Genomic DNA, 16,139 nt, shown 5'->3' with positions numbered 1-16,139 from the left:
TTATGTAAACAAAACAGGATGAAAACAAAATTCGCAATATCATTTTTGGCTTTTTTGCTAACAACAAGTTTTGCGAACAAAGCTTCCGGAATTTTCTTTAAACCCGACTCCATTCAAATAGAAATTGATACAGATCAACTTATTCTCCCCGGTGAATCGTTTGATCTCGGTGTAACTTCATATCACCGAAAAGGGAAAGTGAGAAAAACACTTGGGATGCAAGGTGGTTTTGTGTTTTGGTGGCATTATGAAGTTGAAGTCACGGGGGGAACATTTTCATCGGGTAAAATTACCGTAAATGAACGATTGATGCCTTCAAAAGGTAAGTATGTAGAAATAAAGGTTTTTCCAAAAAGACGCCCAAAACTTATACAACAGATTTTGATTCCGCTTAACTATGAAACGGAGGTGGTGTTTCGCCCTGTTGGTAATTTTGATAAAGCGCCAGGGAGTGTTCTTAAGGGGGAAATTGTTTCAAAATTCGACAATGGGAAAATAAGGGTTTTAAAAAAGCTGGCCAAAAATACGGAAGCTGAAAGATATCAATTTACAGCGTTTGGTGGTAGTTTTATCAATGGGAAATTCAGAATTGATCCTGATTTTATGAATATTGAGAACCACTTGGCCGGACTTATTGTACAGTCGTTGCGGAATGAGTCGGTAGCTGATACTTTTAATATAAAGCTCGACTATAAACATCATTATAAATTGAATTTTAAAGGGCAATGGGGTTTTTCAGGAATGTCGGGAAGTGACGGAATAGATGGAGGAAGAGGAAGGAATGGGATGAGCGGGGAATTTGGCCAAAACGGCGAGTCGGGTTACAAGGGACCGGATATTGGCGTTTGGGCTGATCTTTATATGGATTCGATAATAAATGGTTATTTGCTCTACGTATTTGTGGAGAATTTTGAGTCGGGAGAGGAATTTCGATATCTTATCAACCCTGATGGCGGAAGTTTTACAGTTTCTTCTGTTGGCGGAGATGGTGGCAGAGGAGGAAACGGTGGCGATGGAGGTGAGGGTGGTACAGGTGTTGACGGGGATGTGTGGTTTTCATATAAAACCGTGGAACAAAAAGTAAAAAAGCCTCGTACCAGGAAAGTCGCAAAAACAGTTAAAACGAGAACAAAGGACAAAGATGGCAATGTAATAGAAGTGGAAAAAACGGTGATGGTTGATGAAGTTTACTATGTTGAAGTTGTTGAAAGGCATGTTATAACTGTGGAAAACAGAGAACCGGGGGGAAACGGAGGCAATGGAGGCAATGGAGGAGGTGGTGGTTTTGGCGGTTCCGGTGGTGCTGGCGGAGATGTCTACTTTTATTTTAGCGAAGACGGATGGGTATTCGAAAACTTATTTACTGCGATAAATAATGGCGGTTCCGGTGGCGCTAATGGCAGTGGTGGTCTAGGTGGTACCGGTGGAAGAGGCGGGTTCGGAGACCCCAGCGGTAAAAGAGGGTATTGTGGAGCAGATGGGGCCTCTGCTTTTGGTTGGGCATCAAGTGGTCCGGAAGGAAGAGTTTTTAAGGAAACAACAGACGAATTTTATATTATTCAGCCAACTGAAGAAACGACTGCTGAAAAAACTTCACTGTTTGACACAAGTATTTATTAAAGGAATTAAAAGAATCAGACTCATTTATAAAAGTAACCACAAGAAATTTCCACTATCTTTGTTGCCCAAAACGAAATTTTAAAGCTTTTCAAAAATGACAGACTTTAAGCGTACACTGATTACAACCGCGTTGCCTTATGCTAATGGGCCCATTCATATTGGTCATCTGGCCGGTGTTTATGTTCCGGCTGATATTTATGCCCGTTACCTTCGTTTAAAAAATGAAGATGTATTGATGATTGGCGGGTCGGATGAGCATGGTGTACCTATTACTTTGAAAGCAAAAAATGAAGGAGTAACTCCGCAGGATATTGTTGACAGATATCATAACATCATAAAAGAATCGTTTCAGAAATTTGGGATTTCGTTTGATGTGTATTCCCGCACCAGTTCTAAAACTCACCACGAAACAGCTGCTGAATTTTTTAAAAAACTGTACGATACAGGGAAGTTTATTGAAAAGACTTCGGAACAATATTACGATGAGGAGAATAATCAGTTTTTGGCCGATCGTTATATTATCGGTACCTGTCCGAAATGCGGTTTTGAGAAAGCTTACGGCGACCAGTGTGAAAGCTGTGGAACCTCGCTCAGCCCTACAGAGCTGATAAACCCAACTTCAATGATTAGCGGAAACCAGCCGGTTTTGAAGGAGACCAAACACTGGTATTTACCGCTTGACCAGTATGAGACCTGGCTAAAAGAATGGATTTTGGAAGGGCATAAAGAATGGAAACCCAATGTATATGGTCAGGTAAAGTCGTGGATTGACAGCGGTTTGCAGCCACGAGCCGTTACACGCGACCTTAATTGGGGGGTGCCGGTACCCGTGGAAGGAGTGGAAGGAAAAGTGTTGTATGTTTGGTTTGATGCACCAATTGGCTACATTTCGGCTACCAAAGAATTAACACCGAAGTGGGAAACATACTGGAAAGACCCTGAAACACGAATGTTGCATTTTATCGGGAAAGATAACATCGTATTTCATTGTATTATTTTTCCGACGATGTTAAAAGCTGAGGGAACTTTTAACCTCCCGGAAAACGTGCCGGCCAATGAATTTCTAAATCTTGAAAACGATAAAATCTCAACTTCCAGAAACTGGGCGGTTTGGTTGCACGAATATCTGGAGGAATTTCCGGGAAAAGAAGACGTGCTAAAATATGTTCTTACCGCAAATGCGCCCGAAACAAAAGACAATGACTTTACCTGGAAAGATTTTCAGACCCGGAATAACAATGAGTTGGTTGCTATTCTTGGAAATTTTGTGAACCGTGCACTGGTTCTTACACATAAGTATTTTGACGGAGAAGTACCTGCTCCGGGCGAACTGACAAATTACGATAAAGAGACTCTCAAATCTATTTCAGCAATAAAAGCTGAAGTTGAAAAAAGTCTTGACAGTTTCCGGATTCGTGAAGCGCTAAAGAATGCAATGGATTTAGCCCGTTTAGGGAACAAATATCTGGCCGATGAGGAACCGTGGAAAGTTTATAAAACGGATGTTGAACGTGTTAAAACCATCCTGAATATTTGTTTGCAGATTTCCGCAAATCTAACGATTTGTTTAGAGCCATTCCTCCCATTTAGTATGGAGAGACTGCGTGGTTTTCTGAATTTTACAAAACAAGACTGGAATAAACTTGGCTGGACAAATCTGATTCCGGAAGGCCACAAACTCAATAAACCGGAATTACTTTTTGAAAAAATTGAAGACAGCATAATTGAACTTCAGCTTAAAAAATTGATGGATACCAAAAAAGCCAACGAATTAGCCGAGGCAAAAGCAAAACCTGCAAAAGATAGTATTGAGTTTGATGATTTCGGGAAAATAGATATCCGCGTTGGAACCGTTTTGGAAGCTGAAAAAGTGGCAAAGACCAAAAAGCTTTTGAAGTTGAAAATCGATACTGGTTTTGATAAACGCACGGTGGTTTCGGGAATTGCTGAATATTATAAACCAGAAGATTTGATTGGGAAACAGGTGTCAATCCTGGTGAATCTGGAACCCAAAAAACTTCGGGGCATTGAATCGCAGGGAATGATTTTGTGTGCCGAAAATGCAGATGGTTCATTGTCGATTGTGGAACCTGACAAAAAGGTAAAAAGTGGTTCAGAGATTCGTTAGCCTTGGAGTGAGGGAGCTTTTTAATATTTGGGAATGATAACTGCACAAAGAACCAATTCAGGGGATAAGGATTTTATCGATTTGGTTTCCTCTTTGGATGCTTTGCTTTCAGTTTTGGATGGACGTGAGCATGATTTTTATAATCAGTTTAATAAAATTGATAAAATAAAATATGTGGTAGTCGCCTACGATGATGGAATCCCTGTTGCCTGTGGGGCGGTTAAAAAGTATGATAAGGACACGATGGAGGTCAAACGAATGTTTACACACGAGGCATACCGGGGGAGAGGAATCGCTTCACTCGTTTTAGCGGAGTTGGAAGAATGGGCAAAGGAGCTTGCATTTTCGAAGTGTATTCTTGAAACAGGGAAAAGACAACCGGAAGCGGTAAGACTTTATAAAAAGAATGGCTACCGGCAAATTCCGAATTTTGGTCAATATGCTACAATGCAAAATAGTGTTTGTTTTGAAAAACATCTATAGAAACAAAGAGTAACAAGCATCAACTCTTGTTGGTGCTTTTCCGTAAGTTGCCTTGCCGGGTTAAATCGGGTAGGCGCTTACTCAACATATATAAACCGCTTTTGTACGCAAGAGCGGTTTTTTTATTCCTCTTCCTTTACGACCCACTCCAGCGCACCCAAATCCGGGCCATCATCGGCAAGACGAGAGTTGTCGTTTAAGTCGAAAGGAAAAAGATTGGCAATGTCGGAATTTCCGATATCTCTGGCAGGAGATAATGAATCAATGGCATAGTTATAATCGTATGGATCTTCAAACAGAGGGTCTTTATTAAACAGAGAATTTGTAAAAACCATATCGTTTTCAACGGTATTAAAAAGAGAGTTGAGTAAACAGGTATTAAAATTTACGATAAACGGGCTACTCTCTGCCATGCTATATGAAACTTCGTTATTTCCACTTCCATAAACAATACAGTTGTTAAACTCTGCATTCAGATCAAAACCAAAAGTTTGTTCGTCAATTTTATAGTAATTGTTTAAAAAGAGTGCCGGAACCGTTCGGGTACTACCGGTGTAGTAGTTTGCTATTGTGTTGTGGTTAAATTCATAATGGCCGCCAAATCGAAGTGCAACAGTATATGAACCGCTGTTGGCAAAAATACAGTTTGAAGCTTTTACAAAAGTTGTTCGCGCATCCAGACAGTTTAGTGTCATGTTTTCGATTACTGAGTTTTGTAAAGTCAACACAGGATTATCTGAAGCACCCAGCGTGTCGACCTGTATACCTTTTTCTGCATTTTTGATGTTTGCATGATTAATATGATTGTTTGTACTTCCGGCAAGAAAATGTAACCCGCCAAAAACATAAATACTTCCGCTGCTAAGCGTAGTATAAGCGCCCCATTGCCCCGGAATATTTTTGTATATTTCTTCGAGCCTGTCGCCCAAAAAATTTACAGGTTCACCAGTAGTTCCGTTTACGAGCAAAGTTCCCTGAACAAACAGACTCGACCCCTCATGGAAATGTATTCGGCACCCGGCATCAATTGTAAGTGTTTCCATCGAATCTACAAGAACCGAATTGTAAATTAAATAAGGTTTGTCATTTGCCCAATGCTGCGATTTGATTGTTTCACCATCAAAAAGATGAAAGTCTTGTCCAAAAGCAATTAAATCAACATCCTGTGTGTTGCCGTTTAAACTAAATACGATGGAATCGTGCACAACCATCGGCAAATCCTGCCCGGTAGGGTCAACTGTTACTTCTACAAAGATATACATGCTGTCCTTTCCGTAAATAGTAAAATTATCACCGTTGTTGGTTTGCACTCCGTTGATATTCAGCCGGAAGGGGGAATTGTCGCCTCCGGCAAGCCTGACGTTTGAAATGTTTACCGAATTGTTTTCAGGGTTTTTTACTCTGAAAGATTTGGTGGTTGAACCTATTGTTGTAAAAACAGTGTCAAATGAAACTGTATCAGTGGAAAACTCCAGTTTTACATTTGGGTTTGTAGTGATTGCCTCTTCATTACAGGAAAAAATAAGAACGCCTGAAAAGATTAGAAAGATGAAGTGTATAATTTTTTTCATGATCTGCTTTTCAAATCAAACGAAACAATTCAACTAAATTGTATGGGGAAACAGTATAAAAATATGTGAGAAAATTGTACCCGGATTCGTCTGTTTCTATATGATGACAAAAAATACAATCAATAAAATCAAAAGCATAAAAAGCACAAACTGGTTCCGTACAAATAAGCCGAGAAGGATAAGGATATCAACTTCCTCATTCATAGGAGAATTAATTTCAACTTCGCCTTTGTCTTTTGTGATAAATTCGTTTGAACTGTATTTGATGATTTCTTCTCCGTTAAATTTCCACGACCACTGCGATTGCCAAAAGTTGTTTATTTCCAATTCGAAACGTTTTCCGTTAATTACAACGTCACTTTTCGGGTTAAACAAATTAACCATAACCGTAGCCAGTAACGACTGATCGTTGGCATCGTAAATTTCTAGTTTCGACAGGAAAAATTCACGGTTTAGTGTAAAAAGTTTTCCGTTTATCAAGGCTTGTGCTTTTGAGCTCAACATATTCTCCCACTGAATTTTCCCGATCTGTTCGTTCCCTCTTTTTAATTCCAGTTTCGAACCAAAAATTTCTTTTGTCCACTGCAACTTGTCCATCTCAACTTTTTCTTTAAGGAGATGCAATTTAGGAAAATAATTTGTGGCTGTAAACTCAAATCGTATCCAAAAAACACCCAAAATGTTAATTTTTGTAAACTTTCGTTATCGGCTTTTCATATTATTGATTCAGGCGGAGATGTTTTGTAATATATATGTTGTTTCCGGGGATTGAAGTTATATTTCTAACTTTAGAATCTTAAATAAAAAGCTCTCAATACAAATGAAATCAGGAAAATTATTTTTGAATGTCGGCAAAGTATTTTTTACTCTATTGTTTTTATCATTTTCGATATCGTTATTTTCTCAGGTAAAAGTAACCAGTTATTCAACCTATGTTTTAGGAGTATCTGCTCCGATACATGAAAAAATCAGTGCGGAAATAAAGACTTTTCCCAACCGTGGAATGCTCAAACATGTTGATCTGGAGTTGGATTGTTTTTATCATTTTAAAGCCGGAGATTTTCACCAGTTTCATGCCGGGATAGGGTTGGGTATTGATCCGTATGAAGGAGATGCATGGCTCAGTGTTCCTGTGGCTTTAGAAGTTTTCCCTATTCAGTCGTTTAAACGTTTTTCATTTTTGTTTGAGCTTTCACCGGAGGTTTATTTTGAGGAGTATGTTAATCTCAGATATATGTGGGGAATCAGGTATTCTTTTGGGAAGAAATCGTAAACAAGAAAAATGCCGACCTTATTGTGGCCGGCATTTTCATGGCGTATTTTAATGTTTTAGTTGGGCAGCAAAACCCTGTCTATTACATGGATTACTCCATTCTTCCCTTCAACATCTGCTGCCACAACTTTACTATCGTTAATTTTAACTCCTTCAGTTAAATCGATTTTGATTTTTTTGCCATTTAATGTAGTTACACTTGTATTCGATAAGTCGCCTGACATAACTTTTCCCGAAACTACATGGTAGGTTAAAATTGGCGTTAGTTGCTCCGCAGTTAAATCATCAATTCCACTAACCTCCAATTTGACGAACAGGCTTTTAAATGCTTCGTTGGTAGGCGCAAATATGGTAAAAGGGCCATCTGCACTTAATGCATCAACTAAATTTGCCTTTTTTACTGCATCTGCCAGAATTGAAAAGTCGGGATTTGACACTGCAATTTCTACTACGGTTGATGAGCCGGAATCTTTTGCTGCAAAGGAATTCACACTTATTCCAAAGCTAAGTACCATGATAAGTACTATTGATGATAGTTTTTGAAACGATTTTTTCATGATTTCTGAATTTATAAATGTTAACTGTAAAAACTCTTTTTATTCTATTCGGGCAGTAACACTTGGTCGATTACATGCACTATTCCATTCGTTCCCTGAATATCGGTAACAATCACTTTAGCTTCTCCATTTAATAAAACTTCTGAGCCAAGTGAAACGTCAAACGATTCGCCTGAAACAGTTGTCACCATTCCATTTGATAGTTCTGTTGAAAGAACGTTGTCGCCCACAACGTGATAGGTAAGAATAGAAGATAGCGTTTCAACCGGAACTTCATCTAATCCCGAAATCCCGAGTGCGCTAAAAAGATCTGAGAAAGCAGCATTTGTTGGTGCAAATACAGTAAATGGGCCAACAGAGTTTAGCGTCTCAACGAGATCTGCTTTCACCACTGCTGCAACCAGCGAACTAAAATCGTTTGCGTAAGTTGCGATATCGACAACTGTTGGAGGGAGCATTACCTTATCAATTAAGTGAATTACGCCATTTGATGCCTGAACATCAACCGCAGTCACCACAGCATTATTAATCGTTACATTATCTCCCGTGTTTAGCCAGAGAGAAACTGCTTCTCCATCAGGAGATTCTGTGTTTAAACTGGGAACAGCACCTGTAGATAAATCAGCAGAATAGACTTGTCCGGCAACTACGTGGTATCTTAAAATATTAGCGAGAGATGCAGCGTCAATGTCATCTAAGCTGGATAAACCCAATTCACTTAAGAGAGCTGAAAATGCATCATCGCTTGGTGCAAATACCGTTAAATTACTTTCTGTGCTGAGAAAATCAGCCAGTCCTGCTTTTTGAGCAGCTTCAATCAGAGTCTCAAACTGTCCGGCCTCTTGTGCAACCTCAACAATGTTTTTTTCATCGGGTTGAGGTACTGGTTCGTCGTTATCATTTTCACATGCAGTAAAAATGAGTAATCCCATTGATACGATCAATGGTAAAAATCCTGAGCCTAATTTCATTGTCTTCATGTTTTTAGTTGTTTTCATTGTTTGAAATTTTAATTGTTTCTTCATTTTCTGTTTCTGTACACTTGCTAAATGTTTCATTTTGTTTTACGTTTAATAATACAACTTTAAACAAAAAATGTTTAGTATTAATTGTATATATTTAAACATTATTCAATTTTTAAGATTTTAAATTATTGATAATGATTTATTTATGATAATAGTTAATAAATGTTAATATAAATAACAATTGTATTGATACTATTTTGGGAATAGAAAAAAAGATGTTTGGATACCAGGTTTTATTATGACAAAAATCAGTTCTGTAGATTATATCTTTTCCTAATGTAAAATTTATCGGTATTCAATTAAAAACAAGCACTTTTCCGGTGCCGAATGTTTTTAATCCACTAATTTTGCACCTCGATTTTATTAAACAATTTTCAACATGGGAGAAAAAGAACTAAAACTTTTCACCGATTTTCCACCTGTTACTACTGAAGAATGGGAGGCAAAAATCAATGCCGATTTAAAAGGCAAAGACTATGAAAGGGCGCTGGTTTGGAGAACTTACGAGGGATTTAACGTCCGCCCGTATTATCGCCAGGAAAACCTTGAAAGTTTAAACTATTTAGAGACGTTACCAGGCGAATTTCCATTTGTCCGTGGTAACAATAAAAATAATAACGACTGGTTCGTTCGTCAGGACATTTTTGTCAAAGACCTCAAAGTAGCAAATAAAAAGGCACTTACCGTTTTAGGAAAAGGAATTACCTCACTCGGATTTTATTTCGATTGTTGTAAGGAGATGACAAAAGCTGATTTGGCAGTTTTGTTAAAAGACATTTGTCTGGAAGCTGCTGAAGTGAACTTTGTTTGCGGATGCGACAATTGCAATTGTGCAGAGGTTTTTGCTGAATATGTTTCGGAAGGCCAATGGGACAATGCAAAAGTTGTTGCTTCGTCTTCAATCGACCCGCTTGCTGCACTTGTTTTACAAGGTAAAATGGGTGACAAAGCCTTTGAAAATTTGAAAGCTGTTGTTGAAAAAACATCAGTTCTTCCAAAATTCAGAGTAATTGGTGTAAACGGAAAATGGTTTGCCAACAGTGGTTCGTCTATCGTTCAGGAACTGGCTTTTTCATTGGCTCAGGGGGCAGAGTACTTAACTCAGTTAACTGAACTTGGTTTGAGTATCGACGAAGTTGCCAAAAACATCAAATTTAATTTTGGTATCAGCAACAACTATTTTATGGAAATTTCCAAACTTCGGGCAGCCCGCCTGTTGTGGTCTAAAATAGTGAAAGCTTACGAATCGAAATGTAGCTGCGCTGCCAAACTGGTTGCACACAGTGAAACCAACAGTTATAACAAAACAGTTTACGATCCTTACGTAAACATGCTTCGTACACAAACAGAAGCGATGTCGGCTGTTTTGGGTGGAGCACATTCAATTACTGTTTTACCGTTCAATGCGATTTACGAAGATTCAACGGAATTTTCAGAACGTATTGCCCGTAACCAACAGTTACTGTTGAAAGAAGAATCTCACTTCGATAAAATTTCAGATCCGGGTGCAGGTTCCTACTATATCGAATCGTTAACTGATTCGTTGGCAGAACAGACCTGGAAATTATTCCTTGAAATTCAGGAAAAAGGTGGTTTTGTTGCTGCTTTAAAAGAAGGATTTATTCAGAAAGAAATTAAGGAAATGGCTTCCAAACGCGACCAGAAAATTGCTTTACGTCGCGAAAATATTTTGGGAACCAACCAATTCCCGAATTTCTCTGAAAAAATGGAAAAAGAATTGGCTGATGCTGTTTTTACTCCAGCTGATTATACGGTTGAAGGTGCAGAAGTTGAAACATTGAAACCATACCGTGGAGCTCAGGTTTTTGAATTGCTGAGACGGAAAACAGATGCTTACGCTGAGAAAAACAAACGTCCGGTTGCATTTATGCTTACTATTGGAAACCTTGCTTTCCGTAAAGCGCGTGCCCAGTTTAGCTGTAACTTTTTTGCTGTTGCCGGGTTCGAAGTTATCGACAATAACGGATTCAAAACAATTGAAGAAGGTCTTGCTGCTGCAAAAGCAAAAAATGCCGACATCATTGTTATCTGTAGTTCTGATGACGAATACGCAGAACTTGCTCCCGAAGCTGCTGAAAAAATGGATAACGGAATTCTGGTTGTTGCTGGTGCTCCGGCTTGTATGGCAGAACTTCAGGAAAAGGGAATTACGAATTTCATTCACGTGAAAAGTAATATTCTGGAAGACTTGAAGGCATATCAAACTAAATTGGGAATCTAAAAAGCAGGAAAAATGAAACCAGATTTTAAAAATATAAATATAAAAGCCGGTTCAGCAAAAGCAGATACCGCTGACTGGATGGCGAAAAACAATATCAAAAAAGACTGGCTAACACCGGAGCAAATTCCGGTAAAACCGGTTTATACCAAAGAAGATTTGGAAGGAATGGAACACCTGAATTATGCGGCAGGTTTGTCTCCTTTCCTTCGCGGACCTTATTCTGCGATGTACGCAATGCGTCCCTGGACGATTCGTCAGTATGCAGGTTTTTCTACTGCTGAAGAATCAAATGCATTTTACCGTCGTAACCTGGCTGCCGGTCAGAAAGGTTTGTCGGTTGCGTTCGACCTTGCTACACACCGTGGCTACGACTCCGATCACCAGCGGGTAATTGGCGACGTAGGTAAAGCGGGTGTGGCTATCGATTCTATCTTGGATATGAAAATCCTGTTCGACGAAATTCCGCTGGATAAAATGTCGGTATCGATGACCATGAACGGAGCTGTACTTCCAATTATGGCTTTCTATATTGTTACCGGTTTGGAACAAGGCGCTACTTTGGAACAGTTGTCTGGAACCATTCAGAATGATATTTTGAAAGAATTTATGGTGCGTAACACTTACATTTACCCACCGGAATTCTCCATGAAAATTATTGCCGATATTTTTGAGTTTACTTCACAACACATGCCGAAGTTCAACTCCATTTCCATTTCAGGTTATCACATGCAGGAAGCAGGAGCTACCGCCGATATTGAAATGGCTTACACGCTGGCCGACGGATTGGATTATATCCGTACAGGTATTAAAGCCGGTTTGGATGTAGATGCATTTGCGCCACGTTTATCGTTTTTCTGGGCAATTGGTATGAACCATTTTATGGAAATTGCAAAAATGCGTGCAGCTCGGATGTTGTGGGCAAAAATTGTAAAACAATTCAATCCGAAAAATCCAAAATCGATGGCATTGCGTACACACTCGCAAACATCGGGGTGGTCGTTAACAGAGCAGGATCCTTTTAATAATGTTGGTCGTACTGCAATTGAAGCAATGGCTGCAGCATTGGGGCACACGCAAAGTTTGCATACTAATGCACTGGATGAGGCGATTGCACTTCCTACTGATTTTTCGGCACGTATTGCACGTAATACACAATTATATATTCAACAGGAAACTGAAATTTGTCGTTCACTCGATCCATGGGCAGGTTCTTATTATGTGGAATCACTGACTAACGAACTGGCGCACAAAGCCTGGGATTTGATTCAGGAAGTTGAAAAACTGGGAGGTATGGCGAAAGCGATTGAAACCGGTGTTCCAAAAATGCGTATTGAAGAAGCTGCTGCGCGTGCACAGGGAAGAATCGATAGTGGGACACAAACGATTGTTGGTTTGAACAAATACCGTTTGGAAAAAGAAGACCCGATTGACATTCTGGACATTGACAATACTGCGGTTCGTTTGTCGCAGATAGAACGTTTGAAGAAACTGCGTGCCGAACGAAATGAAGCAGAAGTTCAAGCTTCGTTGGCGGCCATTACCAAAGCCGTGGAAACCAAAAAAGGAAATTTATTGGAATTGGCTATTGATGCAGCAAAAAAACGTGCTTCGTTGGGCGAAATTTCAGATGCTTGCGAGAAAATTGTTGGTAGATACAAAGCAGTAATCAGAACTATTGAAGGCGTGTATAAATCAGAAATTGAAGGAAAAGACGAGTTCAAAGAAGCTCAGGGACTTGCGAAAAAATTCGCGGAAATGGAAGGTCGCCAGCCAAGGATTATGGTTGCCAAAATGGGGCAGGACGGTCACGACCGTGGTGCAAAAGTAGTTGCTACCGGTTATGCCGACCTTGGTTTCGATGTGGATATGGGGCCACTGTTCCAAACTCCGGAAGAAGCGGCAAAACAAGCCGTTGAAAACGACGTGCATGTTGTGGGTGTTTCTTCTTTGGCTGCAGGTCATAAAACATTGGTTCCGGCCATTATTGAAGAGCTAAAAAAACTGGGACGTGACGATATTATGGTTATTGTGGGTGGAGTTATTCCTCACCAGGATTACCAATTCTTGTACGATGCCGGTGCAGTTGCCATTTTTGGCCCGGGAACAAGCGTTGCCGCTGCCGGTAAAAAAATCCTTGAGGTTTTAATTGAAGCGTATAAAGAATAGGGAGCCTCTCCCCAGCCCTCTCCAAAGGAGAGGGAGAATTAAAAAGAACAAATAGGATGATGCGGTTTTTAGCCACATTTGGCGAATTTTAATTTGCCCATCCTGCAAAGAAGATATAAAAGCCGGTTCCGGAAGGGATCGGCTTTTTTCTTTCCGGGATAATATTTTATACCTTTGTCCTGAATAATAATTCGTTTGAAATGAAATCAATTACAGTAAATATTAATAACGACAAGCTTGCAAATAAGGTTATTCGTATGCTGAAATCGTTAAAAGATGAGGGACTGGAAATTATATCAAAGGAAGATTTAAATGATTTGAAGTTGCTGAAAAAGACGCGTGACGAGGAATCTGTTTCCTTTGAAGAATATCTTGAAAATGAAGATTAGAATCCGTAAATCTGCTATAAAAGATTTAAAACGGATTAACCCGGAACACAAGAAAAAGATTCATTCTAAAATTCTTACCCTCAAAGATTTTCCTGAAGTTACAAACGTTAAAAAACTCACAAATTTTGAACCGGCTTATCGTTTGCGTATTGGCGACTATCGGGTTTTATTTGATGTGGTTGATGATTGTATTGAAATTGGTCGTGTACTTCATCGAAAAGAAAGTTATAGGTAGGTTTAAGCAGACATAGAGCTAGCTTTTTATTTTCTTATCTTTCCAATATTCCAGAAGAAATAATTACAGATATAGCATCAACCAACATTTTAAAAAACTCTCCATTCGTAGTTTTTAGTTCTCCATTCTCTTTTATTTTTATTTTAAACCACATTTCTCCTTCGTCATAATGTTGATTATAATATCCACCGTATAAAGAGTAGAAAATTTCTTTCCCCTCAATGGTTTTGTAACTTCTTTGAGGAGGTTTTCCATCTTCTAATAATTCAAGGGAGAATTTGTGATCTTCTGTAGTTAGGAATAGTAAAATATCTGGTATAACCTGATTATATTGATAAAATAAATGACTTTGATAGTTTACTGTGTAATTTAAATAAGCTTTTTTAAATCGATTGTATAATTCTTCTGTACTTCCTCCTAATACATTTTCTAATATTTTAATTACTATCAATAGTTTATATGACTTTAGAATAGAGTTTTCTTTGGCTCCCAACTTTGTCAAAAAAATTGGAACGTAGTTTATAACATTATTTTCCGATACAAATCTTGGAATATATTGAATCAATCTATCTACTTCTCTTGTACTTAGATTATTTCCAATATATAATAATTCGAGGGTGAGTTTTAATAAACTATCAATATTGATTTCATTATTTCTATCCCAGAAAAATGAATACTTATTTTCGAACAGGGGCTTAATTGAGCGGTCAAAAGTATTCTTATGTTTTAAAAAGAATATTTCCGTCGAATAGAACTTGTCAATGTATCCACTGAAGTCAACTTCGCTTCCATATTTGTGTGCAAATATTTTTCGGATATTTTCGATGTCGCAAACAAAGATTATTTTGTCGAAGCCAAATTTGTTGTCATTCTTATCTGAGTTTTCATAATAATGAACCTGATCGAAATGAGCGCTAAAAATATTGAATAAACGAAAAATATGTTCCGGATCTAAGCGATCAAGATCATCAATAATAAGAACCTTTTTTAGTTTGCTCTCTCCTTCTTTTTCCGGTTCCGCCAGTTCATCCAATTTTGAAGAAATATAATCTGAAACCTCGTCGTATTCCAACAAAAAATAGTTTTCTGATTCGCCTTGAAATTCTTTCAATAGTTCCAGTTCTGGATTATTATTTATTTCCGAAATTCCTTCTTGATATTTTGAAAATAGTTTTTCTAGTTCGTCTGCTACGGAAACTACATTCCTGATTTTTGGAATGGCTTTCAATAAATTCCTTAAAATCAAAAATCTATTTTCGCTAAGGAAGTGTTTCAGATAGTCAGTTTTAGAGAAATCAAATTCTTCTTCGATGCTAAAGTTTTTATCTTGAATTAGTTGGATGAGAATGTCATATTTTATTAATTTAAAAATATCCTCATTTGTAAGCAATGAGTAGTTTATTGGTCGAAGAAATATTGGATAGTACTTATTATTGCCATTAAAAAACTCATTCAAAAAATAGGTCTTCCCAATCCCAAAAGGCCCGGAAAAGATAATTCTTCGGTTGTGTTCAGGTGCCAGAAAAGTTTGAAAATCGTCTTTGATTTTGTCAATCGGGATAGTTAACGTTTTGTCTTGCATTTTTTCTTTTAAAATTACAAAACTTTATGCACGTTCCTTTTTGATTAGAGCATTTGTTTTTAACGGGTTTATAAACGTTTAAAAAACAAAAAAAGCGAACCCTAAAACCGGATTCGCCTTACATCTTTCCCTAACTAAACTATACTTAATCTATTGCGATTTTATATTCATATAAATTTTTCTCATCTGATATAATTGCATCGTAATTTCCTCTTTTGATTTTGGAAAAATCAAGACCATAATTAATGGCAAAGTCCGATTTTAAATCTTTTTCCAGCACCAGTTGCTTTGAGTTATTATCATACAAGTAAAACTTTACATTTTCTTTTGAGAAATTCAGGTATGACACTTTAAACTCATCATCTTTGAACGAGAAGAAAGGTTCAATATCTTTTCTTTCGCTCATTACTTTTACTTTTCCGTTACTAACATCTAAAATATTGGTTTCCCTTTCCTTGTCGAGCTTTACCGTAAAAGTGTAATGTCCATCTTCCAACATTGAGAAATCATACACTTTTTTGTAACTGGTCGAAGGAGAATTGGTTTCTTTGTAAAATACAATGTCTCCATTCTTATCTTTCACTTCAATTTGAAACTGGCTTTGGGAAGCATTTGTAACATTAACCACCGCTTTTTCACTTTCTCCGGGAACAATGTTTACTTTTAGGTTTCCTGTCGCTAAAACCGCACCGGAAACAAGAACCAGTGCTAAAAAAACCAAACTTGTTTTTACATTTCTCATGACTCTTTTTTTTAATTGTTTTCTAATTTTGTTTCACATACATTAAGACTTCTGCCCGTTTAATTGGTTTAATAAATAAAAGACTAAAAAATCTTAAAGCTGATTAATATATTGATGGTCAATGCT

At 37.9% G+C, this 16,139-nt stretch carries 14 protein-coding genes; 8 read left to right on the top strand and 6 right to left on the bottom strand.

Annotation, left to right across the window (positions count from 1 at the left end):
* The first annotated feature begins 18 nt into the window (after nt 1-18).
* The 3 genes from K5G00_RS29795 to K5G00_RS15145 all read left to right on the top strand — a co-directional run bounded on the left by K5G00_RS29795 (nt 19) and on the right by K5G00_RS15145 (nt 4,231).
* Nucleotides 19-1,620 carry a hypothetical protein gene (locus K5G00_RS29795; RefSeq protein ID WP_262921372.1) on the top strand — a complete coding sequence of 534 codons (1,602 nt, stop codon included), beginning with the start codon at nt 19-21 and terminating at the stop codon, nt 1,618-1,620.
* 94 nt (nt 1,621-1,714) lie between these two features.
* Nucleotides 1,715-3,748, top strand: coding sequence for a methionine--tRNA ligase (gene metG, locus K5G00_RS15150; RefSeq protein ID WP_238767024.1), 2,034 nt, complete (start codon nt 1,715-1,717; stop codon nt 3,746-3,748).
* A 33-nt stretch (nt 3,749-3,781) separates the two neighbouring features.
* Nucleotides 3,782-4,231, top strand: a complete 450-nt coding sequence (locus K5G00_RS15145; protein ID WP_158867003.1) for a GNAT family N-acetyltransferase — start codon at nt 3,782-3,784, stop codon at nt 4,229-4,231.
* Nucleotides 4,232-4,353: 122 nt separating this feature from the next.
* On the opposite strand, the gene K5G00_RS15140 is transcribed toward K5G00_RS15145, so the two are convergent.
* Both K5G00_RS15140 and K5G00_RS15135 read right to left on the bottom strand, forming a co-directional pair.
* Nucleotides 4,354-5,802: a hypothetical protein gene (locus tag K5G00_RS15140; protein ID WP_238767023.1), complete on the bottom strand. Its 1,449-nt coding sequence runs from the start codon at nt 5,800-5,802 to the stop codon at nt 4,354-4,356.
* Nucleotides 5,803-5,898: 96 nt separating this feature from the next.
* Complete coding sequence (locus K5G00_RS15135; RefSeq protein ID WP_238767022.1) at nt 5,899-6,399, bottom strand: monovalent cation/H(+) antiporter subunit G; 501 nt, start codon at nt 6,397-6,399, stop codon at nt 5,899-5,901.
* A 223-nt stretch (nt 6,400-6,622) separates the two neighbouring features.
* Between K5G00_RS15135 and K5G00_RS15130 the strand changes: the two genes are divergently transcribed.
* On the top strand, nt 6,623-7,075 hold the full coding sequence (locus K5G00_RS15130) for a hypothetical protein (protein WP_238767021.1): 453 nt from the start codon (nt 6,623-6,625) through the stop codon (nt 7,073-7,075).
* A 56-nt stretch (nt 7,076-7,131) separates the two neighbouring features.
* Here the strand turns inward: K5G00_RS15130 and K5G00_RS15125 are convergent, their stop codons facing one another.
* Both K5G00_RS15125 and K5G00_RS15120 read right to left on the bottom strand, forming a co-directional pair.
* Complete coding sequence (locus K5G00_RS15125; RefSeq protein ID WP_238767020.1) at nt 7,132-7,632, bottom strand: fasciclin domain-containing protein; 501 nt, start codon at nt 7,630-7,632, stop codon at nt 7,132-7,134.
* A 44-nt stretch (nt 7,633-7,676) separates the two neighbouring features.
* Entirely contained in the window at nt 7,677-8,630 is a 954-nt protein-coding gene (locus K5G00_RS15120) for a fasciclin domain-containing protein (RefSeq protein WP_238767019.1), read from the bottom strand.
* A 406-nt stretch (nt 8,631-9,036) separates the two neighbouring features.
* Between K5G00_RS15120 and K5G00_RS15115 the strand changes: the two genes are divergently transcribed.
* The 4 genes from K5G00_RS15115 (at nt 9,037) to K5G00_RS15100 (ending at nt 13,689) form a co-directional block, all read left to right on the top strand.
* Nucleotides 9,037-10,899, top strand: a complete 1,863-nt coding sequence (locus tag K5G00_RS15115) for a methylmalonyl-CoA mutase family protein (RefSeq protein ID WP_238767018.1) — start codon at nt 9,037-9,039, stop codon at nt 10,897-10,899.
* A 12-nt stretch (nt 10,900-10,911) separates the two neighbouring features.
* On the top strand, nt 10,912-13,065 hold the full coding sequence (scpA, locus tag K5G00_RS15110; RefSeq protein ID WP_238767017.1) for a methylmalonyl-CoA mutase: 2,154 nt from the start codon (nt 10,912-10,914) through the stop codon (nt 13,063-13,065).
* Nucleotides 13,066-13,265: 200 nt separating this feature from the next.
* Nucleotides 13,266-13,454, top strand: coding sequence for a hypothetical protein (locus K5G00_RS15105; RefSeq protein WP_238767016.1), 189 nt, complete (start codon nt 13,266-13,268; stop codon nt 13,452-13,454).
* A complete protein-coding gene (locus K5G00_RS15100) occupies nt 13,444-13,689 on the top strand; it encodes a type II toxin-antitoxin system RelE family toxin (RefSeq protein ID WP_238767015.1) in 246 nt (81 codons plus the stop codon). The genes K5G00_RS15105 and K5G00_RS15100 overlap by 11 nt, the downstream gene beginning before the upstream one ends.
* 34 nt (nt 13,690-13,723) lie before the next feature.
* On the opposite strand, the gene K5G00_RS15095 is transcribed toward K5G00_RS15100, so the two are convergent.
* Entirely contained in the window at nt 13,724-15,271 is a 1,548-nt protein-coding gene (locus K5G00_RS15095; protein WP_238767014.1) for a P-loop NTPase fold protein, read from the bottom strand.
* A gap of 145 nt (nt 15,272-15,416) precedes the next feature.
* Nucleotides 15,417-16,013, bottom strand: coding sequence for a hypothetical protein (locus K5G00_RS15090; RefSeq protein ID WP_238767013.1), 597 nt, complete (start codon nt 16,011-16,013; stop codon nt 15,417-15,419).
* Nucleotides 16,014-16,139 lie beyond the last annotated feature (126 nt).

Source organism: Maribellus maritimus, from assembly GCF_022267315.1.
Lineage (GTDB): Bacteria > Bacteroidota > Bacteroidia > Bacteroidales > Prolixibacteraceae > Draconibacterium > Draconibacterium maritimum.
This window is presented reverse-complemented; position numbering and strand designations above follow the sequence as displayed.